The sequence below is a fragment of the Pantoea sp. NPDC088449 genome, assembly GCF_044753225.1.
Classification (GTDB): Bacteria; Pseudomonadota; Gammaproteobacteria; order Enterobacterales; family Enterobacteriaceae; genus Pantoea; species Pantoea floridensis.
In genome coordinates, this window is sequence record NZ_JBIVMT010000001.1 from 942,738 (window position 1) to 955,478 (window position 12,741).

A 12,741-nucleotide genomic window follows, 5' to 3' on the forward strand; every position below is an offset into this window, starting at 1 on the left:
GTATACACACTGATGAAACAACGCTGCCGCCTATCCACAGCGGCAGCCATTACTTACAGCGTTGGATAATCGGTATACCCTTCTGCTCCGCCGCCGTAGAAGCTTTCTGGACGCTGTGGGTTGAGCGGGGCATCTTGCTGCAGACGCGCCACCAGATCCGGGTTAGCGATAAAGTCGCGACCAAAGGCCACGGCATCAATCAGGCCGCGCGCGATCAGATCGTCGGCTTTTTCAATGGTATAAGCGCCAGCGCCAATGATCACGCCAGGGAACAGCGCACGCACTTTCTCGCGGAAGGCATCGCTGTAAGGCTGGCCACCCGCCCAGTCTGGCTCGGAGAGATGCAGATACGCCAGGCCACGTTTGCCCAGTTCCGCGATATACCACAGTGCGGCTTTCTCTTCTTCCGGGCCATTTTCCAGGTTCTGGAAGGCACCGATAGGCGAAATACGGATGCCGATGCGATCGGCCGACCAGTTGGCAATCGCCGCATCCACCACTTCCAGTGCGAAACGGCCACGTTTCTCGATGGAACCGCCGTATTCATCGTTGCGCTGGTTTGAGTCTGGCGCGAGGAACTGATGCATCAGATAACCGTGTGCAGAGTGCAGTTCCAGCAGGTCAAAGTCCGCTTCGCGTGCATTTGCCGCCGCCTGGCCAAAATCTTTCACAATCTGCTGAATTTCAGCTACCGACAGTTCGCGTGGCAGCGACGTATCCTCACGATAAACGCTGCCATCGGCGGCACGCAAAGAGGTGCGGGTGCCTGCGGCCAGCGCGGTTGGTGCCACCGGCGCTTTACCTTCTGGCTGCACGCTGTTGTGAGAAATACGGCCGGTATGCCACAGCTGTACAGCGCTGTGACCGTGCGCAGCGTGGATACCTTCATTAATTAATTTCCAGGCGGCGATTTGCGGCTCAGTGTGCAGACCCGGCGCACCGGCATAGCCTTTCGCCTGGAAAGAGATCTGGGTTGCTTCGGTGATGATCAAACCGGCACTGGCACGCTGCTGATAATATTCAGCCATCAGCGGCGTGGGGATATCGCCCGGTTCAATACTGCGCAGGCGCGTCAGCGGGGCCATGAAAATGCGGTTTGGTACGGTAATCGCGCCCACTTTCAGTGGGGAGAACAACTGCTTACTCGCCATAATGACTCCTCTGGGAAGACCGGTCGTCTAGTAACTACGGTTTTTTAAAAAATCAGCGACTTATCAGCCACTGTTCGATAGTTTCAAGAGCCAGGCTAATGGGGCCAGGCTCGCGGGAAATCTTGCTTTGTAAGCTGGCACCCAGCCAAAGTAAGTAACAACGCTGTGCCAGCTGCTGCGGCGTTTGGTTAAAAGGCAACGGCTGCTCAGCCGCTACCTGTGTTAAGCAGCGCGTGTAGGCGGCAATAATCGCATTAGCGCCATGCTGCAATGCATCACGCATCGGCTCGGAGAGATCGCACACCTCTGCGGACAATTTCACGCCCAGGCAACCCACAATATGGCCCTGCTCGATAAACAGCGTTTCGGCATAACGAAAATGCTGTAGCAGACGCTCAGTCGGCGTAAGACCCGGCTGGTTTAATTGCTGTTCAATCTGCTGTAAAAAGTTGGCGAAGTAGCGTTCAAGCAACGCCACGCCGAACGCTTCTTTTGAGCGGAAATAGTGATAGAACGAGCCTTTGGTGACGTCTGCCAGCGCCAGCATCTCGATCAACCCCATGCCGGTAAAACCGCGCTGCAAACAAACCTGCTCGCCAGTAGCGAGCAGATGTTCACGGGTGTCGATGCGTTGCGATGTCTTATTCATGGCACGCAGGTTATTAGACCAGTCAGTCTAATGCAACTGTCCGGCTCAGCTTTGGCACGATCTGATCATATCCAGCTGCGGCTGGTACGCCTGTGTTTGCACGTTAAACATGGCAAGCACCGTATGGAAGAGATTGTCCTGCGAGACTTTCGCGTCCGCTGCTTGCTGGCGCAAACAGGATGCGTTGATGTGCAAGGCGGCGGCATAGCCGGGTGACATCCACAGCAGCAGAGGGATGTGCGTTTGCTGGGTTGGGGCAAAAAGATAGGGCGCACCGTGCAAATACATGCCGCGTTCGCCGAGTGATTCGCCATGGTCAGAGAGATAAATCAGCGCCACATTAAAGCGGTCGCTTAGCCCTTTCAGTTTATCAATGGTGCGGCTGACCATATCGTCGGTGTAGAGCAGCGAATTGTCGTACGTATTGACCAGCGCCTGATGGTCGCAATCCTGGATTTGGTTGCTTTCACAGGTTGGTGTAAACCGGCGGAACTGCGCGGGGTAACGCTGATAATAGGCTGGACCGTGGCTGCCCATCTGATGCAGCACAATCATCCCGTCGTTGTGTAAGCCAGCAATATAGTTATCAAGGCGGTGCAGCAGTACATCATCCTGACAGAAACCGTCATGACAATATTCCGGCAATTTCCATTGGGTCATGTCCGTGTGCGGTACACGATCGCAGGCGCCTTTACAGCCACCGTCATTTTCACGCCATAGCACGCTGACACCAGCGTGGGCAAGGATGTCGAGCACGCCTTCCTGATGATGCGCCAGATTCGCGTCATAGTGCACGCGTGGCATATTCGAAAACATACAGGGCACTGAAATGGCGGTTTCTGTACCACAGGAGGTGGCATTTGGATAATAGATCACCTGCTGTTTTTTCAGTTCAGGGTTAGTTTCTCGCCCATAGCCCCCGAGTGAAAAATTCTCCGCACGCGCGGTTTCACCCACCACTAATACCACCAGCGTTTTTTTGGCTGCTGCGCTAATTAACGGGCCTTTGTGTGCATCCTGTCCGATTTTTACCAGCGCCTGGTCACCTTGCAGATAGCGCTGATCGACATAATGGCCAGTACCGCTGACGATATTGGCTGGCGTAATCATTTTCACCAGACCTTTGTTATTGCGGATCAGCGAGGCGTAATCTTTGTAAAACAGTACCGCCATCAGCAGAATCAATAATATCGCGCCCAACGCGCTGACCAGCCGTTGTAATAGATTCCACCACCAACGTTGTCCCCGACGAATGCGCACTAAACAGAGGACGACGGCCGGTATCACGCCCATTAAAAACATCCATACCACATAGCGACTGCTTATCAATGCCCCGGCTTCTTGCGGATCCGATTCAAAGACATTTTGCATCATATTGGCATCGATAACCGTGCCGAAACTGTGCATGAAATAGTTGGCGGCAGCGCTGATGAAGACCAGCACAATCAGCAATGGCTTACGGATATAAGGCCATGCAGCAAGCGAGAAAAGAAAATAAAAAGCGCAGGCGAGGACGACTGGAATACTGGCGGCAAACAGATAGTCGTGAAGATGATCGTAGGAAATCATTTCCCAGGCGCGCAGCAAGAAAAGTGCATTCAGTACGAATGCGAAGAACAGAGCAGCAATAAGGTTAAACCCGCTGGTGCCGCACTGCAGTGTGTTCGGGAATCTCATGAAAACTCAACGGTAGGGAGTAGTGTGACAATCGTATGAAGACAATATGAGGAAAACCTTAACCAAGGTTAAACATACCCAATCTAAAACATCATCTTGCTGGATATTTGGTAAACAGTGGTTACGAAGTGCGGCGATGTATTGATTGCGAGCAATTAACGTTTACTCTTTGTACTATGTCATCAAGCTGTGATCGCTGTGCAACCAGATGTTAATTCCGGAGTGGATGTGGCCGAACAATTAGAGTTCTTTCCTGTTCCCAGCCCGTGCCGTGGCATTTGCCAAAGTGATGCGCGTGGCTATTGTCGTGGTTGTTTGCGCAGCCGGGAAGAGCGCTTTAACTGGATGAAACTCACCGATGCGCAAAAGCGAGATGTGCTGCGTTTATGCCGTCAACGCTGGCTGCGGTTGCATCGCCAGCAGAAACTCGATGAAGATCATGATCCGCAACAACCAGAGCTGTTTTAACAAAGCGCTGGATTGCCGTTCCGTTATACTCCTGCTTTCGCCATCTGGATTTGTGATTGAGGGAGTTTAACCATGTTACAACCGCAACTAATTGCACCGCAGGGACCGTCTTTTTCACCGCTGATTGCGGGCTACTGGCGCTTGATGGAGTGGGGCATGACGCCACAGCAGGTCGTGCAATTCATTGAGCACCATCTTTCTCTCGGCGTCACCACCGTCGACCACGCCGACATTTATGGCGATTATCAGTGTGAAGCCGCCTTTGGCGCTGCGCTGCGGCTGGCGCCGGGATTACGCGAAAAACTGCAGATCGTCACCAAGTGCGGTATTGCAACGCGTGCAAAACCAGAACACCGTATCGGTCACTACATTACCGAAGCCAGCCATATTCTGCACAGTGCCGAAAACTCGCTGCGTCATTTCAATACCGATTACCTCGATCTCCTGCTCATTCACCGTCCCGATCCGTTGATGGACGCGGATGACATTGCCCAAGCCTTTGTTGCACTGCATCAGAGCGGCAAGGTGCGCCATTTTGGCGTTTCTAATTTCACGCCTTCCCAATTCACACTGCTGCAATCGCGCTTACCTTTCAGTTTGGTCACCAACCAACTGGAAATTTCACCGCTGGAGCAAACCGCGCTGCTGGACGGTTCGCTCGATCAGTGCCAGCAGGGACGTATTCGCCCCATGGCATGGTCGTGCCTGGGCGGCGGTCGACTGTTTAACGATCCGCATTATCAACCGTTGCGTGATGAGCTTGAACAGGTGAAGCAGGAAATTGGCGCGCGCAATATCGAGCAGGTGGTGTATGCGTGGGTGATGAAACTGCCAAGTCGTCCACTGCCGATTATCGGCTCAGGTAAAACCGAACGCGTTACCGAAGCGGTGGCAGCAAGCCAGTTAACGCTTGATCGCCAACAGTGGTTCCGTATTCGTAAAGCCGCAATCGGCTACGATGTGCCCTGAAGCGTAAAACTGCGTCAAATTACGGCAGCCTGGATGAAAGCGGTCCAGGCTTAGTGAGTATCTCAACCGTAAGGAGACGTTATGAAGAAAACCCTGATTGTTATGCTTGCTCTGGCCTGCGCCGCTGGCGCGCAAGCTGCCTCTGAAGAAGTCACGCTGCATCAAACCACGGCGCAAGGCATTGGCGCGGCCATAGGTAAAGTCACCATTAGCGAAACACCCTATGGTCTGCAATTTACGCCCGCCTTAACCGGTCTGAAGCCGGGCATTCATGGTTTCCATGTGCACGCTAAAGGTAGCTGCGAACCGGGTGAGTCCGATGGTAAAACGGTAGCGGCCGGCGCGGCGGGAGGACACCTCGATCCGCAAAACAGCGGCAAACATCTTGGGCCTTATGCCGATGGGCATCTGGGCGATCTGCCCGCGCTGTTCGTCACGGAAGAGGGCAAAGCGGATTATCCCGTGGTTGCACCACGCATTAAATCTCTCAGTGAAATCAAAGGTAAAGCGTTAATGGTGCACGTTGGCGGTGATAATCATGCCGACCATCCGCAACCGCTCGGCGGCGGCGGGGCACGTTTCGCCTGCGGCGTCATTTAACGGCTGGGGCGGCAGCGCCTTGTCGCCCTCATTAATCGCGCCTGAAAAAAGTTGACCCATTTTGTTGCTACTCTCTGCGTTTTTTCCGTCCTATGATATTGATTCAGGAATAAAACGTGCAGGGGCAGGAATGAAAACGCGTGGGATGATGCTGTTATGTTTATTGTTGGTAGGATGCGATCAGCCGAATGACACGCAGCTGCGTCTGGATGCCAGCCGGCAATTGCAGCGCACCATCGATACTAATCCGCTACGCAGCAGCTGTGAAAATATTGCCCGCGGTCGCGAATGGTTGACTCAGCACACCGTTGAGCGTCTAAAAGCCCAGGGCTGTGAAAATGTATTTCGTAGCGCCACCGAAACCAATTTTGTCCGCAGTGAAACGTATCGTCATGCAATGACGGTAGTTTGTGGTGCCATTGAGGGGAAAAGTTTCACGGGGAGCACGCTGAATCGACGTTTTATCTACTCTTCTGAAGAGAGGGCGCTGGTGATCGAGCCCATGTCCGATCAGGATAAAACCCGGTTTGAAGGTCAGAAATCGCTGCAACAGCTGCAGGACGATTTCAACCGTCAAACCAGCCAGTATTGCCAGTGATCAATCCGGTACTGCCTGCGCTAACTGTGCAAGTGAGCAGCGCAGCCGCCACAAAATACCGGCCAGAGTGTTGGCTTCGCTCTCCGGCTGCCGTTGAAGCTGATTAATCATCGTTTCCAACTCATCCAGCGTGGCTTGTAACGCAGTGTGATGTACGCCACGCAGGCTCATAATGCGCTGTAAATCCTGCAGGCCGCTATCGCGCATCTGAGTTAAGGTCGCGGATGCGGGCTGCCATTCGCGGAGTTGCCAGACAATGTGCGAACAGTTAAGCAGCACCACGCCCCAGCGCAATAGCCAGACTCGTGCCTGCTCATCGCGGCTACTGCTTAGCTGACTAATGTGGTGATAAATCTGCGATTCAAAATGGCTTTCACTCAGCCGTGGATGGCGACGTAACTGATCGAGGAAGGCATGACGCAGGGCGCGAATATGGCGACGGCTGCGGCGTGCATCGGAACTGGGACGCAATACCTGAAAGGCTAACCACGCTAATAATACCCCGCACACTTTGGCCAGATTATCATTCAGGAAGCTTTGAAAATCCCAATCCGGCGGATTGGTAACGGCAATAAACGATCCCATAAAAACAATAAATTGCCCCCACATGCCTGCGCGCTTCTTCTGCTGCAGTTTGAATAACTGCAAAGTGATGAGCAGCGGGAAGAGCACCAGTAAAAATTGCCACAGCGCGCTAATCTGTACCATCAGGCCAAACTGCAGCACAAAGCTAAACACGGATAGCCATAGCAAGGTTTTCAGCAGAAGCGATACGCTACCACTCGGCGAAGGCGCGGAGGAGTAGAGCACGCAGGCAATCGCCGTCAGCGTTAGCGCGGCAGCGCCTGAATCCCACTGGGTGATGATCCAAAAGGCGCAGCCGAGCATGATCACGCTAAAAGTGCGTAATGCGCTCCAGCCGGCTTCTGCGCTATCACTCTCGCGCGCCAACGAAGGGGCATATGGCGGCTGGAAGCGGGTATCAGCGTCGGCGCGTTCAATTAAACGAATCCAGCGATTTACATTGAGGTATACCCAGCAAAAATAGCGCAGGCGCTGTACAAAGGCGCGCTGGCGAAAATCGCCGGTTGCGGGCGGCGTAATGCCGCGCAGGATCAGCGCCAGCCGGTACTTATCACACTGTGGTGCGGCGAGCTCTTGCAACAGCTGAGACATCGCATTGTAGAGTTCCGGTGGCGCATCGGGCCAGTTAAGCAACATCCGGCGCAGACTGGAAAGGACGCTGGTAAGTCGCAGCTGCTGATGAAGCACATAGTTCAGCACGTTGTTCTGCCGGCGGAAGCGGTAATGACTCCAGAATGCCTGGATACGCAGCAGGTTCATCGTCAAAATCTGGCTGATGACATTCTCATGCGCGGTACGGACGTTATCGGTGCTGCCCTGCTGCAATAGCAGCACCGCATGATCCAGCAGGCGCGCATGCATCTGGCGCAGCGAAGTCATCAGTGCGCTGCCATCAGACGTACTGGGCAGAATCATCATCATGAGTCCGGCGCACAGAATGCCTGAGATGACTTCACAGACACGCGCCTGGGCGATATCCCACAGCTGGGTCACGTCGGTGATATTTACGCTGCTAAAGGCAATAATAGCGGCGGTGTAGCCCGCCAGCGAGAACGCATAAGCGACGTTATTTTGGTAGTGATTGGCAATCCAGGTGCAAAATGCCAGCCAGCCGGCCATGAAAAAGGCAAATAGCCAGGGTTCGTTTAGTGTATGTCCGGCAATCAACAACGCCGCTGAGGCACCAAGCAGGCTGCCGACAATACGTCCCAAACTTTTACTGATCGCACCGCCAACGGTGGGGAAACTCACTACCGCCGCCGAGGTCATCGCCCAATAAGGCTCGTCAAGTTGCAGCGCATAGGCGATGGTCAATGCCAGGCACATCGCAATAGCGTTGCGCAACGCGTAGCGCCACTCGCCACCGGTTGCTTTTATCCAGGGTAAATTTTGCCAGGCCAGCCACTGAAAATTCATCGCGGCCTCAGTGGGCAATAGAAATGGTGCAGGTGGTGCCTGCGACCAGCGCCATGCCATCCGGCAGCGCGTCCAAACGAATACGTACCGGCACGCGCTGCGCCAGACGCACCCAGGGCACGTTGGGCTTAATATCGGGTACCAGGCCACCATCGCTGGCGACGCTCTGGTCATAAATCGCACGGCCAATACTTTCCACCTGGCCTTTTAAGCGTGCGCCGTTGCTGTACAACACAATGTTTGCCGCCGCGCCGGGTTGGATGTGACGCAATTTAGTCTCTTCGAAATAACCCATCACGTAATAAGAGTGGCTATCGACTAATGCGAACAGCGGCGTGCCGGCGCTGGCATAGTTGCCGGTGCGCAGCGTCAGGTTGCTGATCCAGCCATCGGTGGGCGCGGTGATGGTCGTTTGATCGAGGTTCCAGCGCGCCTGATTGAGACTGGCCTGCGCAGCTTTCGCTGTGGCTGCCGCCGCATTGGCAGTTAAGCGCGATGCGTCCATATCCTCCGCTGAAATCACATTGCGCGGCAGGCTCGCACGGCGATTAGCTTCATGCTGCGCCTTGGCGAGATCGGCCTGCGCTTTAGCCAGTTGCGCTTCGGCGTTCGCCTCGGCAATCTGCCATGGCACGGGATCGAGCTTGAGCAGCGTGTCGCCTTTGTGCACAAACTGATTATCTCGCACCTCAAGCGCCACAATGCGTCCTGAAACTTCGGGCGTGATATCAACCAGTTCGGCGCGCACTTTGCCGTCGCGCGTCCACGGCGATTGCATGTAGTAATTCCACATCCACCATCCCGCGAGTAAAGCCAGTGCAAAGATCACTACGGTTGAAAAGTATTTAAAAGGGTTGAATTTCATAGTGATTTATCCGAGGCTCAGTAACCACAATGCGCTCGCAACGCAAAGTACAAAGAGGGAAAGATCCATTAACGTGGGATGCCAGACATCGCCGGAGTACATCCAGCCACGCAATAGCGGGTGGATCAGCAGCCAGAAAAAGAAACCGAGCAGTACCGCTTTAAACAGCGGTGGAAAAAATAGCGAGGCGCCGAAAACCAGATCGGTTAGCGGTGCGCTGGTGGAAAAAGCGGTTAGGGACACGTGTCATCATCCTTTTTGACCGGGAATCATCTCAATAGAGTCTAGACAGCAAGCGTTTCGTCCGGGGTGGGATTTGTAATTTGCCCTGTAAACTCGCAGAATAGTGTAAAATCTGGCTTAATAGCTAGCAAGCTAATTATAAGGAGATGCAATGGATACGCCCTTGGGAACCGATCTATCTCGCTTAGTGCGCATTTGGCGCGCGTTAATCGATCAGCGTTTGAAACCGCTCGAGTTGACTCAAACACACTGGGTAACGTTACACAACATTCATCAACTTCCGCCAGAACAGTCGCAAATTCAGCTGGCAAAGGCGATTGGCATTGAGCAACCTTCGCTGGTGCGCACGCTGGATCAGCTGGAAGAGAAGGGGTTAATTACGCGCGCTACCTGTGCCAACGATCGCCGTGCTAAGCGTATCAAACTGACCAAGCAGGCTGAGCCTATCATTGAACAGGTCGAAAATGTGATTGATGCGACGCGCGATGACATTCTCTCCGGTATCAGCCTGGAGGAGATCAATCAGATGGTGACGCTGATTGCGCGACTGGAAAAAAACATTCTCGAATTTCACAACCGCGAGAAATAAAAAAACCGACGCCCAGCGTCGGTTTTTTTTATCTGCCTGCTTAACGTGGAGAAACGGTAACCTGGCTGCCGTTGGAGGCCATCACAACGCGCTGACCCACCGAGTAACGGCTGGCGGCCTGCTTCTGAACCACCATGATGGTGTTGCCATCATCCTTGCGGATCTCCAGCTCAACACCGTCAGATTTGTTGACTGCACCCTGAACGCCCTGACCGGCTACGCCACCGAGTACTGCACCGCCCGCAGTCGCCAGACTGCGTCCCGCACCGCCACCAATGGTGTTACCGAGGAATCCACCCAGTACCGCACCACCAATCGCGCCAATCACATTGTTCTCATCGCCACCCTGGATTTTTACCGGACGAACCGATACCAGCGTACCGTAAGAAACACTTTGTACTTGTTTGGCTTCGTTGGCACTGTAAACGTCCCCGGAGAGGGTGTCGTTGTTGGCACAACCTGCCAGAGTTAAGCCGGCTAATGCCACGGCTACATAACGCTTAATCATCAGAACGCTCCTTAATGCAAAATAACACCATGTTCTCATCCTGTACTGCAAAGAGTATAAGACAGAAAGCTAGTAATTGACGCTAAGTCCGAACAAAACGCGGCTGGGCGAAGCATAGACCATCTCCCCTCAACAAAAATTCAATTACATGACGAAAATATTTCTTCGCTGGAATAGATGGCGCAGTGACGCTGAAAAGCGGAATTTTATCATAGAATTAGCCTGTGTAATTTGCCAGGCTTAACCCAGATGATGTTAAGGGAGTGAACCGCGATGAAATCAGGACGCTATATCGGCGTGATGTCTGGAACCAGCCTTGATGGTGTAGACGTGGTGCTGGCAGCGATTGATGGCCAGATGGTGGCGCAGCAGGCCAGCTACTGCCATCCCATACCGCAGGACATACGGCAGCAGGTGTTGGCGATTTGCCAGGGACAAACGCTCACGCTATCGCAACTTGGGCAACTCGATACGCGTTTAGGCAAGCTGTTCGCCGACGCAGTGTTGACGCTGATGAAGCAACAATCGCTCGAGGCCAGCGACATCATGGCGATTGGTTGTCACGGGCAAACGGTATGGCATGAGCCGCAAAGCGATGCGCCGAATACCCTGCAAATTGGGGATAACAATCAGATTGTCGCCGCCACCGGGGTTACGGTGATTGGTGATTTTCGCCGTCGTGACATGGCGCTGGGTGGGCAGGGCGCGCCGCTGGTACCGGCCTTTCATCAGGCGCTGCTAATGGATAGCGTAGAGCGCCGCATGGTGCTGAATATTGGTGGCATCGCGAATCTCTCCCTGCTGATCCCCGGGCAACCGGTACGCGGCTTTGACACCGGTCCTGGCAATATGCTGCTTGATGCATGGATTTGGCGCAATAAAGGCCTGCCTTATGATAAAGATGCGGCCTGGGCGCGTAGCGGTCAGGTGGTTCCTGCACTACTGGAGTTGATGCTGAGCGATCCCTGGTTTGCACTGCCGCCGCCGAAAAGTACCGGGCGTGAATACTTCAATCTCGGTTGGATCGAACAGCAATTGCAGCGTTTTCCGGCGCTGGCTCCTCAGGACGTACAGGCCACACTCAGTGAACTCACGGCTCTGACCATTGCGCAACAGGTGCAACTTAATCACGGCTGCGACCGTTTGATGGTATGCGGCGGCGGCGGTCGGAACCCTCTGCTGATGGCGCGTCTCTCAGCACACCTGCCAGGCACTGAAGTGGGTAGCACCGACGAAGCGGGCATTCGCGGTGATGATATGGAAGCATTGGCATTTGCCTGGCTGGCGTTTCGCACGCTGAATGGTTTACCGGGAAACTTGCCGGCAGTAACCGGCGCACAACAAATGAGTGTATTGGGCGCGATTTATCCGGCCAATGCCCGACCAATACGTTAAGAGGTGAACATGAAAAAAAGGGTGATAGTGCTGACGAGCATTGCGATATTAAGCGGTTGCGGCATGCTGCATAAACCAGAGCAAACGCCGCAGCAGTTGCATTACCAGTGCGGCACGCTGCCGCTGACGGTCACGCAAGATAACGCAAAGCAGCAGGTAAGCTTTATTCTTGATGGCAAACCGCTGACGCTGACACAAACCGAAGCCGCATCCGGCGCGCGCTACAGTGATGGTACCTACGTCTTCTGGTCAAAAGGCGATAGCGCTTTTGTTGAACGTAACAACAAAATCGTGATTAATGATTGTGCATTGCAGAACGCGGATACGTCCGTTAAGTAAACGTCAGAGAATGAGAAACAGCATGAGCGACAGTGACAGCTTGCAAAATATTGCCCATCTGCGTCGTGAATACACCCGCGGTGGGCTGCGACGTAAAGATTTGCCAGAAACGCCTCTGGCGCTGTTTGAGCAGTGGTTGCAGCAGGCCTGTGCTGCACAGCTGCCCGATCCAACGGCGATGACGGTGGCTACCGTTGACAGCAGCGGTCAGCCGTATCAGCGTATTGTGTTACTCAAGCACTACGACGATAAAGGGATGGTGTTTTACACCAACCTTGGCAGCCGCAAAGCGCTACAGCTGGCTGAGAACCCGCGCATCTCGCTGCACTTCCCGTGGCACTTCCTGGAACGTCAGGTGATGGTGCTGGGTGAAGTGGAAAAACTGTCGCCGCTCGACGTGCTGAAGTACTTCAGTAGCCGCCCGCGCGATAGTCAGATTGGCGCCTGGGTGTCGAAGCAATCGAGCCGCATCTCGGCACGTGGCGTGCTGGAAGGCAAGTTTCTCGAACTCAAACAGAAATTCCAGCAGGGCGAAGTGCCGTTGCCAAGTTTCTGGGGGGGTTACCGCGTTAAATTTCATACCATGGAGTTCTGGCAGGGCGGCGAACATCGCCTGCACGATCGCTTCCTCTACCAGCGCACAGAAAATGGCTGGACGATTGACCGCTTAGCCCCGTAAAACTACGTTT

The 12,741-nt window shown here is 54.0% G+C and carries 15 protein-coding genes; 8 read left to right on the plus strand and 7 right to left on the minus strand.

Annotated elements, in window-relative coordinates:
* Nucleotides 1–53: 53 nt before the first annotated feature.
* From ACIP6T_RS04530 to eptA, 3 genes are read right to left on the minus strand one after another with little or no spacing between them, the layout of a single operon-like run.
* On the minus strand, nt 54–1,151 hold the full coding sequence (locus ACIP6T_RS04530; RefSeq protein WP_400455579.1) for an alkene reductase: 1,098 nt from the start codon (nt 1,149–1,151) through the stop codon (nt 54–56).
* A 52-nt stretch (nt 1,152–1,203) separates the two neighbouring features.
* A complete protein-coding gene (locus ACIP6T_RS04535; protein ID WP_400455581.1) occupies nt 1,204–1,800 on the minus strand; it encodes a TetR/AcrR family transcriptional regulator in 597 nt (198 codons plus the stop codon).
* 45 nt (nt 1,801–1,845) lie between these two features.
* Complete coding sequence (gene eptA / locus ACIP6T_RS04540) at nt 1,846–3,477, minus strand: phosphoethanolamine transferase EptA (protein WP_400455583.1); 1,632 nt, start codon at nt 3,475–3,477, stop codon at nt 1,846–1,848.
* 228 nt (nt 3,478–3,705) lie between these two features.
* Between eptA and ACIP6T_RS04545 the strand changes: the two genes are divergently transcribed.
* From ACIP6T_RS04545 to ACIP6T_RS04560, 4 genes are all read left to right on the plus strand, one after another.
* A complete protein-coding gene (locus ACIP6T_RS04545) occupies nt 3,706–3,945 on the plus strand; it encodes a DUF1289 domain-containing protein (RefSeq protein WP_097097546.1) in 240 nt (79 codons plus the stop codon).
* A 72-nt stretch (nt 3,946–4,017) separates the two neighbouring features.
* The gene (locus ACIP6T_RS04550; protein WP_400455587.1) at nt 4,018–4,914 is read left to right on the plus strand and encodes an aldo/keto reductase family oxidoreductase; all 897 of its coding nucleotides are present in this window, start codon (nt 4,018–4,020) and stop codon (nt 4,912–4,914) included.
* A gap of 81 nt (nt 4,915–4,995) precedes the next feature.
* Complete coding sequence (sodC, locus tag ACIP6T_RS04555) at nt 4,996–5,514, plus strand: superoxide dismutase [Cu-Zn] SodC (protein ID WP_400455589.1); 519 nt, start codon at nt 4,996–4,998, stop codon at nt 5,512–5,514.
* A 130-nt stretch (nt 5,515–5,644) separates the two neighbouring features.
* Nucleotides 5,645–6,112 carry a hypothetical protein gene (locus tag ACIP6T_RS04560; protein WP_400455592.1) on the plus strand — a complete coding sequence of 156 codons (468 nt, stop codon included), beginning with the start codon at nt 5,645–5,647 and terminating at the stop codon, nt 6,110–6,112.
* Here the strand turns inward: ACIP6T_RS04560 and ACIP6T_RS04565 are convergent, their stop codons facing one another.
* The 3 genes from ACIP6T_RS04565 to ACIP6T_RS04575 are packed head-to-tail and all read right to left on the minus strand — an operon-like array spanning nt 6,113 to nt 9,221.
* Complete coding sequence (locus ACIP6T_RS04565; protein ID WP_400455594.1) at nt 6,113–8,113, minus strand: FUSC family protein; 2,001 nt, start codon at nt 8,111–8,113, stop codon at nt 6,113–6,115.
* A 7-nt stretch (nt 8,114–8,120) separates the two neighbouring features.
* Nucleotides 8,121–8,978, minus strand: a complete 858-nt coding sequence (locus tag ACIP6T_RS04570; RefSeq protein ID WP_097094084.1) for an HlyD family secretion protein — start codon at nt 8,976–8,978, stop codon at nt 8,121–8,123.
* Between the two features lie 6 nt (nt 8,979–8,984).
* On the minus strand, nt 8,985–9,221 hold the full coding sequence (locus tag ACIP6T_RS04575) for a DUF1656 domain-containing protein (RefSeq protein ID WP_097094083.1): 237 nt from the start codon (nt 9,219–9,221) through the stop codon (nt 8,985–8,987).
* Between the two features lie 151 nt (nt 9,222–9,372).
* Between ACIP6T_RS04575 and slyA the strand changes: the two genes are divergently transcribed.
* Nucleotides 9,373–9,810 carry a transcriptional regulator SlyA gene (gene slyA, locus ACIP6T_RS04580; protein ID WP_007892783.1) on the plus strand — a complete coding sequence of 146 codons (438 nt, stop codon included), beginning with the start codon at nt 9,373–9,375 and terminating at the stop codon, nt 9,808–9,810.
* A gap of 40 nt (nt 9,811–9,850) precedes the next feature.
* On the opposite strand, the gene slyB is transcribed toward slyA, so the two are convergent.
* A complete protein-coding gene (gene slyB / locus ACIP6T_RS04585; RefSeq protein ID WP_097094082.1) occupies nt 9,851–10,318 on the minus strand; it encodes an outer membrane lipoprotein SlyB in 468 nt (155 codons plus the stop codon).
* A 273-nt stretch (nt 10,319–10,591) separates the two neighbouring features.
* On the opposite strand from slyB, the gene anmK reads away from it, so the two are divergent.
* The 3 genes from anmK (at nt 10,592) to pdxH (ending at nt 12,731) form a co-directional block, all read left to right on the plus strand.
* Entirely contained in the window at nt 10,592–11,713 is a 1,122-nt protein-coding gene (anmK, locus tag ACIP6T_RS04590; protein WP_097094081.1) for an anhydro-N-acetylmuramic acid kinase, read from the plus strand.
* Nucleotides 11,714–11,776: 63 nt separating this feature from the next.
* Complete coding sequence (locus ACIP6T_RS04595; RefSeq protein WP_400455598.1) at nt 11,777–12,052, plus strand: MliC family protein; 276 nt, start codon at nt 11,777–11,779, stop codon at nt 12,050–12,052.
* A gap of 22 nt (nt 12,053–12,074) precedes the next feature.
* Nucleotides 12,075–12,731: a pyridoxamine 5'-phosphate oxidase gene (gene pdxH, locus ACIP6T_RS04600; protein ID WP_097094079.1), complete on the plus strand. Its 657-nt coding sequence runs from the start codon at nt 12,075–12,077 to the stop codon at nt 12,729–12,731.
* The last annotated feature ends 10 nt before the right edge of the window (nt 12,732–12,741 follow it).

What these genes read in the sequence shown, in the direction of transcription:
- ACIP6T_RS04530 (WP_400455579.1), bottom strand. Translation starts at nt 1,151, where the DNA reads ATGGCGAGTAAGCAGTTGTTCTCCCCACTGAAAGTGGGCGCGATTACC.
- slyB (WP_097094082.1), bottom strand. Translation starts at nt 10,318, where the DNA reads ATGATTAAGCGTTATGTAGCCGTGGCATTAGCCGGCTTAACTCTGGCA.
- slyA (WP_007892783.1), top strand. Translation starts at nt 9,373, where the DNA reads ATGGATACGCCCTTGGGAACCGATCTATCTCGCTTAGTGCGCATTTGG.
- ACIP6T_RS04535 (WP_400455581.1), bottom strand. Translation starts at nt 1,800, where the DNA reads ATGAATAAGACATCGCAACGCATCGACACCCGTGAACATCTGCTCGCT.
- ACIP6T_RS04570 (WP_097094084.1), bottom strand. Translation starts at nt 8,978, where the DNA reads ATGAAATTCAACCCTTTTAAATACTTTTCAACCGTAGTGATCTTTGCA.
- pdxH (WP_097094079.1), top strand. Translation starts at nt 12,075, where the DNA reads ATGAGCGACAGTGACAGCTTGCAAAATATTGCCCATCTGCGTCGTGAA.
- ACIP6T_RS04550 (WP_400455587.1), top strand. Translation starts at nt 4,018, where the DNA reads ATGTTACAACCGCAACTAATTGCACCGCAGGGACCGTCTTTTTCACCG.
- ACIP6T_RS04595 (WP_400455598.1), top strand. Translation starts at nt 11,777, where the DNA reads ATGCTGCATAAACCAGAGCAAACGCCGCAGCAGTTGCATTACCAGTGC.
- eptA (WP_400455583.1), bottom strand. Translation starts at nt 3,477, where the DNA reads ATGAGATTCCCGAACACACTGCAGTGCGGCACCAGCGGGTTTAACCTT.
- sodC (WP_400455589.1), top strand. Translation starts at nt 4,996, where the DNA reads ATGAAGAAAACCCTGATTGTTATGCTTGCTCTGGCCTGCGCCGCTGGC.
- ACIP6T_RS04560 (WP_400455592.1), top strand. Translation starts at nt 5,645, where the DNA reads ATGAAAACGCGTGGGATGATGCTGTTATGTTTATTGTTGGTAGGATGC.
- anmK (WP_097094081.1), top strand. Translation starts at nt 10,592, where the DNA reads ATGAAATCAGGACGCTATATCGGCGTGATGTCTGGAACCAGCCTTGAT.
- ACIP6T_RS04565 (WP_400455594.1), bottom strand. Translation starts at nt 8,113, where the DNA reads ATGAATTTTCAGTGGCTGGCCTGGCAAAATTTACCCTGGATAAAAGCA.